Annotated in this window: 15 protein-coding genes and 1 tRNA gene; 10 read left to right on the top strand and 6 right to left on the bottom strand. The window is 29.8% G+C overall.

Annotation, left to right across the window (positions count from 1 at the left end; translation table 11 throughout):
- Window positions 1-58 precede the first annotated feature (58 nt).
- The 5 genes from AWN65_RS06505 to AWN65_RS15430 all read left to right on the top strand — a co-directional run bounded on the left by AWN65_RS06505 (window position 59) and on the right by AWN65_RS15430 (window position 4,275).
- Window positions 59-247 (top strand): hypothetical protein, encoded by a 189-nt coding sequence (locus tag AWN65_RS06505; RefSeq protein ID WP_060382426.1) that lies wholly within the window; start codon window positions 59-61, stop codon window positions 245-247.
- Between the two features lie 393 nt (window positions 248-640).
- The gene (gene guaB, locus AWN65_RS06500; RefSeq protein ID WP_060382425.1) at window positions 641-2,113 is read left to right on the top strand and encodes an IMP dehydrogenase; all 1,473 of its coding nucleotides are present in this window, start codon (window positions 641-643) and stop codon (window positions 2,111-2,113) included.
- A 211-nt stretch (window positions 2,114-2,324) separates the two neighbouring features.
- Window positions 2,325-2,762, top strand: coding sequence for an acyltransferase family protein (locus tag AWN65_RS06495; RefSeq protein ID WP_060382424.1), 438 nt, complete (start codon window positions 2,325-2,327; stop codon window positions 2,760-2,762).
- Window positions 2,763-2,825: 63 nt separating this feature from the next.
- Window positions 2,826-3,656, top strand: coding sequence for an IS982 family transposase (locus AWN65_RS06490; RefSeq protein WP_060382423.1), 831 nt, complete (start codon window positions 2,826-2,828; stop codon window positions 3,654-3,656).
- A 4-nt stretch (window positions 3,657-3,660) separates the two neighbouring features.
- On the top strand, window positions 3,661-4,275 hold the full coding sequence (locus AWN65_RS15430) for an acyltransferase family protein (protein WP_060382422.1): 615 nt from the start codon (window positions 3,661-3,663) through the stop codon (window positions 4,273-4,275).
- A 23-nt stretch (window positions 4,276-4,298) separates the two neighbouring features.
- Here the strand turns inward: AWN65_RS15430 and AWN65_RS06480 are convergent, their stop codons facing one another.
- Complete coding sequence (locus AWN65_RS06480) at window positions 4,299-5,324, bottom strand: threonine aldolase family protein (RefSeq protein ID WP_060382421.1); 1,026 nt, start codon at window positions 5,322-5,324, stop codon at window positions 4,299-4,301.
- A 123-nt stretch (window positions 5,325-5,447) separates the two neighbouring features.
- Here AWN65_RS06480 and prfB point away from each other — a divergent pair.
- The 4 genes from prfB (at window position 5,448) to AWN65_RS06460 (ending at window position 9,592) form a co-directional block, all read left to right on the top strand.
- A protein-coding gene (gene prfB, locus AWN65_RS06475; RefSeq protein ID WP_123862016.1) for a peptide chain release factor 2 occupies window positions 5,448-6,543 on the top strand; the annotation gives its coding sequence in 2 pieces (ribosomal slippage) (window positions 5,448-5,510 and window positions 5,512-6,543; 1,095 coding nt in all).
- Between the two features lie 257 nt (window positions 6,544-6,800).
- Window positions 6,801-7,421, top strand: coding sequence for an L-threonylcarbamoyladenylate synthase (locus tag AWN65_RS06470; RefSeq protein ID WP_060382419.1), 621 nt, complete (start codon window positions 6,801-6,803; stop codon window positions 7,419-7,421).
- A 164-nt stretch (window positions 7,422-7,585) separates the two neighbouring features.
- Complete coding sequence (gene proC / locus AWN65_RS06465; protein ID WP_060382418.1) at window positions 7,586-8,386, top strand: pyrroline-5-carboxylate reductase; 801 nt, start codon at window positions 7,586-7,588, stop codon at window positions 8,384-8,386.
- 246 nt (window positions 8,387-8,632) lie between these two features.
- The gene (locus tag AWN65_RS06460; RefSeq protein WP_060382417.1) at window positions 8,633-9,592 is read left to right on the top strand and encodes a hypothetical protein; all 960 of its coding nucleotides are present in this window, start codon (window positions 8,633-8,635) and stop codon (window positions 9,590-9,592) included.
- A gap of 390 nt (window positions 9,593-9,982) precedes the next feature.
- On the opposite strand, the gene AWN65_RS06455 is transcribed toward AWN65_RS06460, so the two are convergent.
- From AWN65_RS06455 to AWN65_RS06440, 4 genes are all read right to left on the bottom strand, one after another.
- A tRNA-Tyr gene (locus AWN65_RS06455) sits at window positions 9,983-10,063 on the bottom strand.
- 404 nt (window positions 10,064-10,467) lie between these two features.
- Entirely contained in the window at window positions 10,468-11,871 is a 1,404-nt protein-coding gene (gene lpdA / locus AWN65_RS06450; RefSeq protein WP_060382416.1) for a dihydrolipoyl dehydrogenase, read from the bottom strand.
- Window positions 11,872-11,957: 86 nt separating this feature from the next.
- Window positions 11,958-12,398: an META domain-containing protein gene (locus tag AWN65_RS06445; protein WP_060382415.1), complete on the bottom strand. Its 441-nt coding sequence runs from the start codon at window positions 12,396-12,398 to the stop codon at window positions 11,958-11,960.
- Window positions 12,388-12,840 carry an Lrp/AsnC family transcriptional regulator gene (locus AWN65_RS06440; protein ID WP_060382414.1) on the bottom strand — a complete coding sequence of 151 codons (453 nt, stop codon included), beginning with the start codon at window positions 12,838-12,840 and terminating at the stop codon, window positions 12,388-12,390. The genes AWN65_RS06445 and AWN65_RS06440 overlap by 11 nt, the downstream gene beginning before the upstream one ends.
- A gap of 129 nt (window positions 12,841-12,969) precedes the next feature.
- Here AWN65_RS06440 and AWN65_RS06435 point away from each other — a divergent pair, with 129 nt between their 5' ends.
- Window positions 12,970-15,138: a S9 family peptidase gene (locus tag AWN65_RS06435; RefSeq protein WP_060382413.1), complete on the top strand. Its 2,169-nt coding sequence runs from the start codon at window positions 12,970-12,972 to the stop codon at window positions 15,136-15,138.
- A gap of 397 nt (window positions 15,139-15,535) precedes the next feature.
- Here the strand turns inward: AWN65_RS06435 and AWN65_RS06430 are convergent, their stop codons facing one another.
- Window positions 15,536-16,651 (bottom strand): peptidylprolyl isomerase, encoded by a 1,116-nt coding sequence (locus AWN65_RS06430; RefSeq protein ID WP_060382412.1) that lies wholly within the window; start codon window positions 16,649-16,651, stop codon window positions 15,536-15,538.

The raw sequence follows: 16,651 nt of genomic DNA, 5'->3' as shown, positions 1-16,651 counted from the left end.
AGAGTTTTAGCAGGTAAATTTATTTAAAACAAAAAAAATAACTTTTAAAATTTTTATTATGAAAAAACTAATTTCATCAGTAGCATTAGTAGCATTTGTATTTTCTTCTAGCGTATTTGCACAAGAAGTAAAAGAAGAGAAAAAAGACAAGAAAGAAAAAATGGAAAAAACTTGTTCTAAAGGAGATAAAAAAGCATGTACTGATAAAAAAGCATGTTGCACGAAAAAAGCAGAAAAAAAAGCTTAATAATTTAAGTTCTTAAATTATTAAGTTGATTAACCTAAAGAGGATGTTCTCTAAAAATTAAGAATCTTGTTATTTAACTTTATTTTATTCGAAAAAAAAGTATACTCTTATTAAAATCGAATGAATAAACGAATTATAGATTATTTTTTTTAGACATCCTCTTTTTTTACTTTGAAAATATTTTAATGGAAGTTCATCTTGAAATTTTACAATCTTCTGGTCTTGAAGATGATAAAAGAATAAGTTGAATGCTAGGCGGTTATTTTACATATCCATACTTCTTTTTTTGTAATAATTTTAGAAATATTTTCTTACTGTTTAGAGGAAAAAAAATAATTGATAAAAGTTACACTTAAATTCTTATATTTGTTCGCAATTTAATCGTAAATTGCAATGAACGCACACACAACTAAAATTATCGGTGAAGGACTAACTTACGATGATGTATTGCTTATTCCTAACTACTCACAAGTACTTCCTAGAGAAGTAAGTATTCAAACAAAATTTACTAGAAACATTAGCCTAAACCTACCAGTTGTTTCCGCTGCAATGGATACCGTTACGGAAAGTGCAATGGCTATAGCTATGGCGCGAGAAGGAGGAATAGGAGTTTTGCATAAAAACATGTCAATTCAGCAACAAGCAGCAGAAGTTCGTAAAGTAAAAAGAGCAGAAAGCGGAATGATTCTTGATCCTGTAATATTAAACCTTACAGCAAATGTAGGAGATGCTAAAAATGCTATGAGAGAATATGGCATAGGAGGGATTCCAATAGTAGATCAAAATGGAAAGCTAGAAGGAATTGTTACAAATAGAGATTTACGTTTTGAAAAGAATAACCAAAGAAGTATCGTAGAAGTGATGACTTCAACTAATTTGGTTACAGCTCCAGAAGGAACAACCTTAGAAAAAGCAGAAGAAATCTTACAAGGTAATAAAATAGAAAAATTACCAGTTGTAAATGCTGAAAATAAATTAGTAGGTCTAATCACTTTCAGAGATATTACAAAACTTACTCAAAAACCAAATGCTAATAAAGACAAGTACGGACGTTTACGAGTAGCTGCAGCTTTAGGTGTTACAGTAGATGCTGTAGAAAGAGCAGAAGCCTTAGTAAATGCGGGTGTTGATGCCGTTATTATAGATACAGCACATGGTCATACAAAAGGAGTTGTAGAAGTCTTAAAACAAGTAAAAAATAAATTTCCAGAACTTGATGTAGTAGTTGGAAATATTGCAACACCAGAAGCAGCATTGTATTTAGTTGAGAATGGAGCTGATGCCGTTAAAGTAGGTATTGGACCAGGTTCTATTTGTACCACTAGAGTAGTAGCAGGTGTCGGTTTTCCTCAATTTTCTGCTGTTCTAGAAGTGGCAGCTGCACTAAAAGGAACTGGGATTCCTGTTATAGCGGATGGAGGAGTTCGTTATACAGGAGATATTCCTAAAGCAATAGCAGCAGGAGCTTCTACAGTTATGTTGGGATCTTTATTGGCAGGTACCAAAGAATCTCCTGGAGAAACTATTATTTTTGAAGGTAGAAAATTCAAATCTTATAGAGGTATGGGATCAGTAGAAGCTATGAAAGAAGGCTCTAAAGATCGTTATTTTCAAGATGTTGAAGACGACGTAAAAAAATTAGTTCCAGAAGGAATTGTAGGGAGAGTACCTTATAAAGGAGAACTAAATGAAAGTATGCTTCAATTTATAGGAGGATTACGTGCAGGAATGGGATATTGTGGTGCAGCTACTATAGAAGAATTACAAGAAAAAGGAAGATTTGTCCGAATTACTTCAAGTGGTATAAGTGAAAGTCATCCCCATAATGTAACCATTACAAAAGAAGCTCCTAATTACTCACGCTAATAAAGAGTTATTTAAAATAAAAAGGGAAGAGTGTCCCAAAAAGTACCAATTCAACGTCTAGTTTATTATTTCGATAATGGTAGAATATTTTAGTATTGTGTAATTTGTTTCAACTATTTTGTTGTCTAATTTATACTCTTTTGTAAATGAATGGGTTGATTTTTTTGGGATACTCTTTTTGACTAAAATAAAAACAAATAAGACTAACTAAATGAAAGAGTATTATCCTAGTTTAACTGGAATACGCTTTATAGCTGCCAGTATGGTTTTTTTTCATCATTTTAATCCTGTTTCAACAAGAACATCATTCCCTTTTTTATACGATTGTTTTACTGAAATGCACATTGGTGTTACATTATTTTTTTTTCTAAGTGGATTTTTAATTGCAGATAGATATTATGATCAAAAAATAAATTGGAAAATTTATTTTATTAATAGATTCGCAAGAATTTATCCAAGTTTTTTTATTTTAACTACGTTTACTTTTTTATACATCTACTATAAAACGAATACATTTAATATAAAATTATATTTGCTGAATATAACCTTTATAAAGGGTTTTTTTAATAATTTAAAATTTACAGGAATTGCTCAGACTTGGTCGTTAACAGTAGAGGAATTTTTTTATTTAATTCAAGTTGCTAGTTGATATTTATAAAAAACAAAGCAAAGGTTAAGTAATTTTGTTTTGTGAACCAAAAAAACAACACCAATGCTTTGCAAAGACAAAATTATATCAATTTTTTGTTTAATTGATGATATTTTAAAAGGAATCGAACATCCAGAAGATATAAGAAGACAGGTTAGCGATAGTGAAATTATTTTAACTGCGATTGTGTCATCAACAAGCTTTTATGGAAATCATAGTTCAGCTATAAAGTTTATGAAACAATATGGATTTATACCAAAGATGCTTGACAAGAGTAGATTTAATAGAAGATTACATAAGATTGGAAGTTTGCTTTATGAGTTATTTGAAATAATAAGTTCATATTTTAAAGATTTATGCTGTGAGATGCAGTATATCATAGATTCATTTCCAGTTGCTGTTTGCAATAATATGAGGATTTCGAACTGCAAAATCCTCAAAGAAGAAAAATGGCGAGGTTACACAGCAAGTATGCGAAATTATTTTTATGGAGTTAAAGTACAATTACCTACCACAAAAAATGGAATCCCAATAGCTTTTCATTTTACACCAGGAAAAACAGCAGATGCAAAAGCACTAGGAAAAATGATTGATAAATTACCAGTAGAGGCTTCAATATATGGAGATAGTGCTTATACTGATTATAGTTTAGAGGATGCTGTATATAAGAGAAGATGTATTTCATTAAAAATTCAGCGTAAATCAAATGCTAAAAGAATGGATACTTTAGAACAAAAAAATGAAAAACTAAAAATGAGAAAAAGGGTAGAAACAACAATAAGCGATATTAAAAAAATGTTTCCAAGAACTATACATGCAATAACTTTAGAAGGTTTTCTAATAAAACTTACATTATTTGTCTTTGGCTTGCAATTAAATAAATCAATTAACTAGCAACTTGAATTATTTATTAGCACCTTTCTTTTTTATCTTTATTAAGAAAAAAGGATTTTCTATTTATTTTTTACCTATTATTTTTATGATCTTAGGACTAATATTTTATAGAAATGATATAAACTTTATGTTGGATTTTACTTTTTTTGGTCGATCTTTCGAATTTTTTTCGGGAATATATCTAGCCTTATTTTTAAAAAAGAATGATAAAGTTTCTTTTACGATTAATATAACTTATATTGGAATTCTATTTACTTCTATTGGCCTTTTGGGATTAGTATATTTAAAACCGGGAGAGGGATTGTATGGTAATGATCTTTTACTTGGTAAAATTATAAATACTATTTTTTTCCCATTATTTGCCTTTACACCACTTTTTATAGGTTTAATAAAAGAAAAAACTATTATTAGAAACTTTCTTTCAACTCAAATAGTACAAATTTTAGGAAAGAGTTCCTATGCCTTTTATTTGATTCATTTAGGCCTCTTTTATGATTTTTTTCATAAATACTTTAATTATTGGACGGTTTTTATACTTATAAATTTTATATCAATATTATTCTATAGTAAAATTGAAAATTTGTTTAATAATCTAATAAAACGAATCTTAAGTACCTAAGTTTATAAATCTTTTTAAGAAAATTACATAGCAACTTTTGGAAGTATATCTAAAACATACTCATGCATGACTTGACGATAATCCAAATGAGTTACCATTCTTAATTTTCCTTGTCCCATTGAGCTTATATGTATGGCTCTGCTTTTTAGTTTTTCAAGGATCATTCTTTCGTCTAAGTAAGATTGTATAGAGAAAATAACAATATTTGTTTCTACAGGTTCCACAGAAGCTACCCAAGGTAATTGTTTTAACATTAAGGCCAGCTCTTGTGCTCTTTTATGATCTATTTTTAATCGTTCAAGATGATTATCTAAGGCATAAATACCAGCAGCGGCTAGATAACCTGATTGACGCATACCACCACCCAGTATTTTACGAATGCGAAATGCTCTTTGAATTGTTTTTTCGTCTGAAATTAATAAAGATCCTATAGGAGCTCCTAGACCTTTTGAAAGACATACGGATATTGTATCAAACAATTCTCCAAATTGCCTAGGTGATTGTTCTTTAGCGACTAAAGCATTCCAAATACGAGCGCCATCTAAATGATATTTAAGATTATTTTGAATACAAACTTGTTTTATTTCTTTTAACGTTTGAATGTCATAACAAGCACCACCTCCTTTATTAGTTGTATTTTCTATACTTACAAGACTGGTTTTTGGAGCATGATAAAACTCAGGATCATTAATGGCTTTTCGTACTTGATCTGCATTTATCATTCCTCTACATCCTTCAACCAAGTTTAGAGAACAACCACTGTTAAAAGCAGTTCCTCCTCCTTCATATAAATAAATATGAGACCAACGATCACAAATAATTTCGTCTCCTGGTTGTGTGTTTAATTTAATTGCGGTTTGATTAGCCATGGTTCCAGAAGGGAAAAATAAAGCCGTTTCCATTCCAAATAAATTAGCAACCTTACTTTCAAGAGCATTAACTGTTGGATCTTGTTTGTATACATCATCACCTACTTTCGCATTATACATAGCATGTAACATTTCTTGTGTAGGTTTTGTAACGGTATCACTTACCAAATTTATTTCCATAATTATAAAAGGATTGGTACTTTTGTTGAGGAAATGACTCTGTATGTTTACAGATAATGTTCCAAGTAAATACAAAAATAGTATTTTAATTTTTTTTTAAAACTCCAAAAATAGAAATTTATTATGACAAATGCCGATCAAATTAAAGGTATTATAGAACGCCTAGGTGCGTTGAGGAGGTATCTTTGACATAGATGCTAAAATGATTGAGATTACAAATGAAGAAGAAAAAACATTTGCACCAGATTTTTGGAACAATGCCAAAGAAGCAGAAGCCATTGTAAGAAATTTGCGTTCTAAAAAGAAATGGGTTGAAGATTATAATAAAGCTGTTGATTTTACAGATGAACTTCAAATAGCATTTGACTTTTATAAAGAAGGTGAATTTACAGAAGAAGAATTAGATGATCTTTACTTTCAAACTATAGAACACATAGAGCATATAGAATTTCGTAATATGCTTTCTGACGAAGGAGATATAATGAGTGCTGTATTACAAATTACAGCTGGAGCTGGAGGAACAGAAAGTTGTGATTGGGCTAGTATGCTTATGCGTATGTACTTAATGTGGGGAGAAAAAAACGGATACAAAGTAAAAGAATTGAATTTTCAGGAAGGTGATGTAGCAGGAATTAAGACGGTTACTTTAGAATTTGAAGGAGAGTTTGCATTTGGATACCTCAAAGGTGAAAATGGTGTTCATCGTTTGGTTCGTATCTCTCCATTTGATAGTAATGCGAAACGGCATACCTCTTTTGCGTCAGTTTATGTATATCCTCTCGTAGATGACACTATTGAAATTGAAATAAGTCCTTCAGATATTGAAATTACTACCGCACGTTCAAGTGGTGCAGGAGGACAAAATGTAAATAAAGTAGAAACAAAAGTTCAATTATTGCATAAACCTACGGGTATTCAAATTCAATGCTCTGAAACTCGTTCACAACATGATAACCGTGAAAGAGCTATGCAAATGTTACGATCACAATTATATGAAATTGAATTAAAAAAACGTCTTGAACAAAGAGCAGATATTGAAGCCAGTAAAATGAAAATTGAATGGGGGTCACAAATCAGAAATTATGTTATGCACCCTTATAAATTAATTAAAGACGTTCGAACACAATATGAAACCAGTGATGTAGAAGGTGTTATGAACGGTAATTTAGATTCGTTTTTAAAAGCTTACTTGATGATGATGGGGCAAAAAGAAGAATAGTATAAATTCATAATTAATAAAGAGGTTGTCCTGAACATTTTAAGACAACCTTTTTACTGCTGAAATATTTATAATACCCATGGGAAATCATTTTCTATAAACGATTCTTAGATAAAAGAAGCTTTAGGAAAGCCTTTTTTTAAAATAAAAATTTAAACAAATTAATATTCTATTTTTTTATAGAAACTAAAAAAAGTAAATTTAGACTAACTTATATTTTATAAGTTTACTAAATTGACAATGCTAATAAAAACGATATGGCTCAATTTCTAAAAATTTATCCTCAAAATCCAAATGAAAAAGAAATAGCAAAAGTTATTAAGGTACTACGAGAAGGAGGACTTATTATTTATCCTACAGATACTGTTTATGGTTTAGGATGTGATATAACTAATACCAAAGCTCTAGAACGAATAGCTAAAATAAAAGGAATTAAACTTGAAAAAGCAAATTTTTCATTCGTTTGTAGTGATTTAAGTCATATATCTGATTATATCAAACAAATAGATACCACTACCTTTAAAATTTTAAAAAGAGCTTTACCAGGTCCTTATACTTTTATTTTACCTGGAAACAATAATTTGCCAAAAGAATTTAAAAAAAGAACTACAGTTGGTATTCGGGTACCTGATAATACAATAGCTATTGAAATTGTAAAACAATTAGGAAATCCCATTGTTTCTACATCAATTCATGACGAAGATGAAATTATTGAATATACGACAGATCCTGAATTAATTTTTGAAAAATGGCAAAATATTGTTGATTTAGTTATTGATGGTGGTTATGGAGATAATTATGCTTCTACTGTAATAGATTTATCAGGTTCAGAACCCGAAATCATTCGAGAAGGAAAAGGAAGTTTGGATATTTTTTAAATAAAATATCCTAAAAGTTAACAAATTTTTTATTTAAATAAAAGAGAAGCTCGAATGAATTAAATGAATGAAGCAAGTTGCATAACGTGATTTTTCTGTCGTCGAAGAGATAAATTAAATGTTAAGTAACTGCTTTTTAGATATCCATTTTAAAAATAATAAAAATGAAAATAGCAATAGTAGGCTATGGGAATTTAGGGAAAACTTTTGCAGGAAGTTTTGTTAAATCTCATTTTATAAGAAAAGAAGACATTTTTGTTTATACACGTACATTGCCAAAAAGAGAAGATTGTTTTTTAATTCCTTTAAATAATTTTTCTACAGATCATTTTCCTTTTACTGAAGAAATAGATATTCTTATATTAGCTGTAAAACCACAAGAATTTGAGAAAGTAGCAAAGGTTTTACGTGATAAGTTAAATAAAGAAATAATTGTCCTATCTGTAATGGCAGGTGTTTCAATTCAAAAAATAGCTAATTTATTACAAGTAAACAAGATTGTTCGTTCTATGCCTAATTTAGGAACTCAGATAGGGCAGGGGATGACTGTATTTTCAGCATCAGATACAATAGATAGAAAAGAGTTATTTATCATTCAAAATTTAATCAATACTACAGGAAAATCTATTTATGTAGAAAATGAAGGAATGTTAAATCCAGCAACAGCCGTGTCAGGTAGCGGACCCGCTTATGTTTTTTATTTTATGAATGCTATGATACAAGCGGCAAAAGAATTAGGTTTTTCTGATGCAGAGGCAGAATTGTTAGTGCATCAAACTTTTTTAGGAGCAGTAAGTCTAAAAGCATCTCTTGGATTGTCTAATGATGAATTAATTAAAAAAGTAGCTTCAAAAGGAGGAACTACAGAACAAGCTATTCTAATTTTTAATAAAAATAGTTTGAGTAGCATTATCAGTAAAGCTATTGAAAAAGCTAATTTAAAATCAATAGAATTAGGAGATTAACTTTTATGGTTTTTGTAGTTGTAAAATTCTATAAGAAATAATGTAGATGATAAAATAAAAAATGATGATAAAAGAATGTTAGAGAATATGGTTTAATAATTCTAACAAGCACTGTACTTGAATGGTTTAAAACTAAGTGAATTTATTCAATATGATTTTTATGGCTTAATCAATATAAATAAAGAGTATAAAGATTTTAATAATTATAAACAATAACGGTTGCATAATTAAATTGTAAAAAATAAAATGAAAGGATTTAAGATTTTAATAGTGGGCATTTTGTTGTCAGGATTTGAAAATATAAGAGGACAACAAACTATTAATAATGTTAAGATAGGACTAGAAGACCCTGTATATGGAGTTGTCTTAGATGTAGATACGTATGCTAAAAATTATACAGGAGGATGGGCTAGGGCATTTTGGATTGGTGAATATGGAAAACCTATATCAATGGCATTTGGTTCGTATGGAAATGTTTTAAATGGAAATTTAGACTTGTCGTATACTTTTATAGGTAAAGATTGGGATAATACGTATATGACCTTTTTACCTAATAAAAAAATAGGAATTGGTACCAATTCTCCTACTGAAAGATTACAGGTTATAGGAGGGATTATGTCTGGAAATGAAAATGGAACAGGGGGAAGTTTATTTTTAGGAAATAGTTCTCATGGTTTAAAAAGAACTTCTAATGATGTAGAAATGTATACTCATGGAAATGATGGGAACTTAATATTTCATACTTTATTTAATCAGGAAAGAATGCGAGTAACTTCTGATGGAAATATTGGTATTGGAACAAATATTCCTACAGCAAAATTAGATGTTAATGGGACAGCAATTTTTAAAAAGATAGGAATTGGTACCAATAATCCAGATGAAATGCTTGCGGTAAAAGGGAGTATTCATGCACAAGAGGTACGTATTGATCAAAAAATACCTGCAGATTATGTTTTTGAAAAATATTATAACGGAAAATCTATTTTAAAAGCTGATTATAAAATGCCTACTCTGGCAGAAATTGAAAAATATACTAAAGAAAACAACCATTTACCTAATATCCCATCTGCTAAAGAAATTCAAGAAAAAGGCCTTCAAATAGGGGAAATGACCAATTTGTTATTACAAAAAATAGAAGAATTAACACTTTATATGATAGAACAACAAAAACGGATAGAATTTTTAGAATCTAAGTTGATTAAATAAAATAAACGCATGATTAATAATGTTTTTAGCTGTAAAAAAATAGAAGGATGGGTTTTTATCTATCCTTTTTTATTATAGATTCTAATTGTCAATCAGTCTTCAATTATTTCGAGATAATAGGAGTATTTAATGCTTCGGCAGAAATAAAATTCAAGAACTCCTTATAAACATAAATATATAATGAGAAATCTTTTTAATGCAAAAATAAAAGCCTTCAGAAATTCTTCTTATTCAGATTGTCCAATCTTTTTTTAGACTTGCAAATTTATATGCCTAATTTGTCAAATCCACAGGTTTTGGACTTGATCCACTTGATTCTTTAAAACTTTTGTTCTTGATTCTTTGCTGCATAAAAAAAGCTGTCTTTATAACAGCTTTTTTAATATTTAGTGGGGAGAGCAGGATTCGAACCTGCGAAGGTTTCCCAACGGATTTACAGTCCGTCCTCGTTGGCCGCTTGAGTATCTCCCCATCACTTGACCGTGATTGCTTAATTGCAGTGCAAAAATACGACTGTTTTTTAGATAAACAAGCTTTTTTGTGGCTTTTTTTTTGTTTTTTTTGTAAGTTATTGATTTTTAAGAGGTATTGTTTAGGGAGCTTTTAATCTGTTTTGTATTTTTTGTAAATAAACAGAATTTTATAAGTGTTTATTCAAAATTTACTGATAAAAATTGAATTGATTTTATTTAGAACTGTATACAGTAAAACGATCTTCGTATAAGTTATTTAGGCTTTTGATGATAAGAATGAGGTGTCTTAAAAGTACAGAATTTTATTATTTCGATTCTAAGGGAAAAATCACATATTGTCGAAGTATTTAAGTTGTACTTTTTAGACACCCATCTTGATATTTTTATGTAATAATGATAAGATTAGATGTGTAATGCTCTTTTTCCAGTAGCGTCTAAAGCAGCTTCTTTGATTGCTTCTGCAAAAGTAGGGTGAGCATGTGACATTCTTGAGATGTCTTCTGCACTAGCACGGAATTCCATAGCCGTAACAGCTTCTGCAATTAAATCAGCAGCACGAGCACCAATGATGTGTATTCCTAATACTTCATCAGTAGTAGAATCCGCTAATATTTTTATAAAACCATCAGTGTCGGCACTTGCGCGAGCACGTCCTAGTGCTTTGAAAGGAAAGTTGCCAACTTTATAGTTTTTACCTTCGGTTTTTAGTTGTTCTTCTGTTTTTCCTACAGCTGAAACTTCTGGCCAAGTATATACTACTCCTGGGATTAGGTTGTAATCAATATGAGGTTTTTGTCCAGCTAAATATTCAGCTACCATAACACCTTCTTCTTCTGCTTTGTGTGCTAACATGGCTCCTCTAATTACATCACCAATGGCATAAATATTAGCAGTGGATGTTTGTAAATGATTATTTACCTCTATTTGTCCTCTTTCTGTGAGTTTTACACCAGCTTTATCAGCATTTAAACCATCTGTATAAGGACGACGACCTACGGCTACTAAGGCATAATCGCCTTCCAAAATAATTTCTTGTCCTTTTGTATTATCAGCTTTTACAATTACTTCATTTCCATTACGAGACACTTCTTTTACTTTGTGCGAAGTATAGAATTTCATGCCTTGTTTTTTTAATACTTTAGTTAATTCTTTAGATAAAGCACCGTCCATGCCTGGAATGATTCTGTCCATGAATTCAACTACTGATACTTGAGCTCCTAAGCGTAAGTATACTTGACCTAATTCTAAACCAATTACTCCTCCACCAATGATGATTAAGTGTTTAGGGACTTCGGGTAGTTTTAGAGCTTCAGTAGAAGTAATAATTCTTTCTTTATCAATTTTGATGAAAGGTAAACTAGATGGTTTTGAACCTGTAGCAATAATCGTATTTTTTGCTTCAATTTTTTCGATAGAACCATCTTCTTTTGTTATGTTTAAAGTAGTTGCGTTTTCGAATGATCCAACACCTTGAAATACGGTAATATTGTTTTTGTCCATTAAAAATTTAACGCCACCACAAGTTTGATCTACTACAGATTGTTTGCGTTCAATCATTTTTTGAAGGTTGATTTTTACATCACCTGAAACTTCAATTCCGTGATCTGCAAAGTGTTGTAATTCTTCATAATGATGAGAAGAAGCTAATAATGCTTTTGAAGGTATACATCCTACATTTAAACAAGTACCTCCAAGAGTGGTATATTTTTCAATAATAGCCGTTTTCATTCCTAGTTGTGCGCAACGAATTGCTGCTACGTATCCACCAGGACCTGAACCTATTACAACTACGTCAAATGAGCTCATAAATATTTATTTTTATGTTGTTTTAAAAAAAATTAATTGCAAAATTAGTAATTTATAATATAAAAAATTAGGATAATTTGTGATATTTAATCCCAATCAGCGGCAACAAAACGCATTTTTTTTTCCCCATTTATAAAAAGTTCTAATTGATGTGCTTTTGTAGTGTTAAAACTATTAACCTTTGATATTAATTTTATAAAAATTTCTTCTATTTCTATAGTTTCTTTACAAAACATTTTGGTTGAAATAATATTAGTGGTAGAAAATGTATTAGAGTTTTTAAGACGATAACTAAAACTAAATTTATTACAACCTAAGTAGGCTGATGCTTCTCCTTTTTTTATAGTCATATCAATATACGCATTATTTTTTATAAGTATTTCAGAAGGGATTGAATCCATTTCTACAAGCATCCATTTTCTATTAAGATGTCTTTCTTTTTCATTAATTACTTTGGAGTAGCAAGAAAAAAAGAAAACGATAAAAGTTAAAATGATACTTTTTTTTATTAGTTCTTTAAATATCATAAACAGTTGTGCTTTTTACTTCTCCAATCATAAATGAAGAATGAGTACTTCCAATGTGTTTAATAGATGTTAGTTTGGTAACCATAAACTCTCTATATTCTTCCATATCTGCCACACAAATTTTTAAGATATAATCATAATCACCGCTGACGTGAAAACATTCTAAAACTTCATTTAGTTTTAGAATAGCATTTTCAAAATCAGCAATAAACTCATGATTATGTTGTATTAGTTTAATATGACAAAAAACGACATAACTTTTGTTTATTTTTTTTCGGTCTACTAATGCTACATATTTTTTTATGGTACCGTCTTTTTCTAATTTTTTTATGCGTTCGTAAACTGCGGTAACGGATAAATTGAGTTTTCCAGAAAGTTCTTTTGTGGTTTGTTTACTATCTTCTTGAAGTAATTTCAATAATTTTTTATCTATGATGTCCATTTGTTTAAAAATTTTCGTTAAAAGTATTCTTTTATATTTATATTTAGAAAAAAAAACTAAAACTTTTGATTAATATTTTAACTTATCAAGTATTCTTATTTTTGGAAATAATTTACAAAAAAATAATTAATGAAAAAATACACTTTTAGTTTGCTTTTGATTGGGGGTATGACATTTGCACAAAAGTTGACTATTGAGGAGACAGTTACAGGAGGAAGAAAGTTTGCTCCCAGTACACAATTAGCGCAACAATGGCGTAAAAATTCAAAAGCAATTACTTATTTAAGTTCAGATTTTTCAAATTTATTAGAAAAAAGTGCTTCTAATGGTTGGAAAGAGACAATTTTGACTACAAAGCATGATTTTGAAACAGCTTTAAAGACTAAAATAAATTCAGATGATTTTTTGTTAAGAAGTTTTCCAATGTCTATAGAATGGAAATCTATTGATACATTTGAAACAGAAATATCCGGTAAAAAAAATAATTATAAGGTAACGTATGATGTTGTTAATAAGGAAATTATAAATGTTATAACTTATAGTAATGAAGGGAATCAAGTAAAATTTGCATCCAATGGAAATGTAGCTTGGCTAAAAGATAATAATATAAAAGTTACATCTTTTTCTGGAAATGTAATAGAGGTAACAAATGATGCAGATAAAAACATTGTAAATGGCTCTGATTACGTACACCGTCAAGAGTTTGGTATTGATAGAGGAATGTGGTGGAATGAAGCAGGAACACAATTAGCTTATTATCGTAAAGACGAAACCATGGTGGGTAATTATCCGTTAACAAACTGGAATGAGCCAGAGGCGGTTAATAAAGATATTAAGTATCCAATGGTTGGAATGAATAACGAAAAAGTTTCTTTAGTTATTTTTGATTTGGCTTCTGGTAAAAAAGTAACAATGCAAACAGGAGAATCAAATGATCAATATTTGACAATGGTTTCTTGGGAACCAACTGGAAAACATATTTTTATAGGTATTTTAAATAGAGAGCAAAATCATTTAAAATTTAATAAATATGATGCAAAAACAGGTGCTTTTGTAAAAACTCTGTTTGAAGAAAAAGCCTCTACTTGGGTTGAACCACAGCACGCATTGACTTTTGTACCTAACAATTTTTCTCAATTTATTTACCAAACAGATTTTAATGGATTTAATCAAATGTATTTATATAATACGGATGGTAAATTATTAAAGAATTTAGGGTATAATGATGTAGTAGTGAAAGAATTTTTAGGCTTTGATGAAAAAGGACTAAAAGTGAATTATATAGGAACAGCTAATAATGGTTTAGATCGCCAGTTATACCAAGTTGATTTACAATCTGGAAAGACAACACAATTAACAATTATTTCAGGAACTCATACAGCTTCCGTTTCTTCAGATGGAACGCTGGTATTAGATCAATATAATAATATTACAACGCCAAATGAAATTTCAGTAGTTGATATTAAATCAAAAAAAACAACGCAATTGTTAAAAGCTGATAATCCTTTTGTAGGAAAGATTGATATGCCTAAAATAGAATTGGTAACTATAACTTCTGCTGATGGGAAAACGCCTTTAAACGGAAGAATTATTTATCCAGTTAATTTTGATGCTACTAAAAAATATCCTGTAATGTTATATGTTTACGGAGGTTCTCATGCTCAATTGGTTAATAATCGTTGGTTAGGAGGAGCTAGTTATTTTGATTTATATATGGCTCAAAAAGGATATGTGGTATTTACTATAGATAATCGTGGTAGTGATTCGCGTGGTAAAAAATTCTGTGATGTAAATCATCGCCAGTTAGGAGTGAATGAGATGGCAGACCAAATGGAAGGTATAAAATTCTTAAAGACAAAATCATTTGTAGATCAAGATAAAGTTGGTGTTTTTGGATGGAGTTTCGGTGGGTTTATGACGACTAGCTTAATGACAAGTCAAGTTGATACTTTTAAGGTAGGTGTTGCTGGTGGTCCAGTAATTGATTGGAAATACTATGAGATCATGTATGGAGAGCGTTATATGGACACGCCACAAGAAAATCCAGAAGGTTATAGTAAAACCTCTTTGTTAGATAAAGCTAAAAATTTAAAAGGACGTTTGTTAATCATTCATGGAGCTCAAGATCCTGTAGTGGTACAGCAAAACAGTATGAATTTTATTGAAGCTTGTATTAAGGCAGGTAAACAGGTAGATTATTTCTTATATCCTAATCACGAGCATAATGTAGGAGGAAAGGATAGAATTCATTTATATGCTAAAATTGCTGATTATTTTGATACACATTTAAAGAAATAACATATAAGTTTTATGCAAATATTTTTTTGAGTAAAATTCTAAAATCCGTTTTATTTTAAACGGATTTTTTTATGATTTTAGATTATGTTATGAGAAGTGAATTTCCTAAATTCCCTAGTATGTTATTCAATTTTAAAATAAAATGATAAGATTTTAAGATCTAAAAGGTGAAAAGGAAATGGTTTTTAATTCAAAATCACTTTTGGAGAATCAGTAGTATAGATAGAAATTTATCTAATAAAAATAAGGATTATAATATGGAAAGGGTGTCTTAAAAGTTTGCAGTCTTATTTCTAAAAGGAGAAATGACTATTTTATAATAGGCTTCTCCTGTCGTTTTAAGCACTAAGTTACTACCTACTTTTTAGACACCCGCTTGTGTATGATTTATATTTATCTATTTACTAGGAGTTGCTTCTGGCATTTTCTCTAATAATTCAAGTTCGAAAACTAAGTTTGTGTTAGGAGGAATTACACCACCTGCTCCTTGTGCTCCATAACCTAAGTTAGAAGGAATAAATAAAATAGCTTTATCTCCGAGGTTCATCTTTTCTAATCCTTCTAAAAAGCCTGGAATTAACCCTTCTTTTTTACCAGCTTGAAAAGGGAAGGGTTGATAAGCTTTAGCTGCTGCTCTACGTTCGTCTAGTTTACCAAAATCTTTTGCTACTTGTTCGTAACTAGTATCAAATAGAGTTCCATCTTCAAAATAACCTGCATAATGAACGTATACAGTAGATCCTGTTTCTGGTTTTTTGCCTGTTCCTTTAGAAACTATTTGGTATAATAAGCCTGTATCTGATTTGGTAGCGTTTGTTTTTGTTTGAGCAAAATAAGCAGTTTTATTAGCTTTTACTTTTAGTAATTTAGCTTCTATTTCTTTTTGTGCTTTTATTTCTTTATCAACACTTTCTTTGAATACTTTTGCTGCATCAAATTTTTTAGCTTTACTACCTTTTCTAATGATAGTTATTTTATTGATTTTATCATCTTGAGCAATTTTATTTACTATTTCTTGTCCTGTTATAACATGACCAAAAACTGTATGACGACCATCTAACCAAGGAGTTGCTTTATGTGTAATAAAAAATTGGCTTCCATTAGTACCTGGTCCTGCGTTAGCCATAGAAAGGATTCCAGGACCTGTGTGTTTTAGATCTTGTACGATTTCATCTTTAAATTTATATCCAGGACCTCCGCTTCCGTTACCATCGGGATCTCCTCCTTGAATCATAAAGTCGGCAATTACACGATGAAATTTTAGTCCATCATAAAAAGGTTTTCCACTATATTTTGTATCTACCATAGGATTTTTACCCTCTGCTAAAGAAACAAAGTTAGCTACTGTAATAGGTGTTTTTTCAAATTCTAGTTGTACGACTATTTTACCTTTATTTGTTTCTATTTCTGCAAATAATCCTTCGCCTGTTTGATTTTCACCTTTTGAATTACAAGATGAAAAAGAAAATAAAAAAGTAAAAAGACTTAAAATTAAACTTATCATTTTTCTCAT

Source organism: Flavobacterium covae (genome assembly GCF_001534645.1).
Classification (GTDB): Bacteria; Bacteroidota; Bacteroidia; order Flavobacteriales; family Flavobacteriaceae; genus Flavobacterium; species Flavobacterium covae.
Note: the sequence above shows the minus strand (reverse complement) of the source record. Positions and strands in the feature narration are given on the sequence as shown.

Excerpts from the sequence above, each read along its gene's own strand:
- AWN65_RS06505 (WP_060382426.1), top strand. The coding sequence starts at position 59 with ATGAAAAAACTAATTTCATCAGTAGCATTAGTAGCATTTGTATTTTCT.
- guaB (WP_060382425.1), top strand. The coding sequence starts at position 641 with ATGAACGCACACACAACTAAAATTATCGGTGAAGGACTAACTTACGAT.
- AWN65_RS06495 (WP_060382424.1), top strand. The coding sequence starts at position 2,325 with ATGAAAGAGTATTATCCTAGTTTAACTGGAATACGCTTTATAGCTGCC.
- AWN65_RS06490 (WP_060382423.1), top strand. The coding sequence starts at position 2,826 with ATGCTTTGCAAAGACAAAATTATATCAATTTTTTGTTTAATTGATGAT.
- AWN65_RS06480 (WP_060382421.1), bottom strand. The coding sequence starts at position 5,324 with ATGGAAATAAATTTGGTAAGTGATACCGTTACAAAACCTACACAAGAA.
- AWN65_RS06470 (WP_060382419.1), top strand. The coding sequence starts at position 6,801 with ATGGCTCAATTTCTAAAAATTTATCCTCAAAATCCAAATGAAAAAGAA.
- proC (WP_060382418.1), top strand. The coding sequence starts at position 7,586 with ATGAAAATAGCAATAGTAGGCTATGGGAATTTAGGGAAAACTTTTGCA.
- AWN65_RS06460 (WP_060382417.1), top strand. The coding sequence starts at position 8,633 with ATGAAAGGATTTAAGATTTTAATAGTGGGCATTTTGTTGTCAGGATTT.
- lpdA (WP_060382416.1), bottom strand. The coding sequence starts at position 11,871 with ATGAGCTCATTTGACGTAGTTGTAATAGGTTCAGGTCCTGGTGGATAC.
- AWN65_RS06445 (WP_060382415.1), bottom strand. The coding sequence starts at position 12,398 with ATGATATTTAAAGAACTAATAAAAAAAAGTATCATTTTAACTTTTATC.
- AWN65_RS06440 (WP_060382414.1), bottom strand. The coding sequence starts at position 12,840 with ATGGACATCATAGATAAAAAATTATTGAAATTACTTCAAGAAGATAGT.
- AWN65_RS06435 (WP_060382413.1), top strand. The coding sequence starts at position 12,970 with ATGAAAAAATACACTTTTAGTTTGCTTTTGATTGGGGGTATGACATTT.
- AWN65_RS06430 (WP_060382412.1), bottom strand. The coding sequence starts at position 16,651 with ATGAGAAAAATGATAAGTTTAATTTTAAGTCTTTTTACTTTTTTATTT.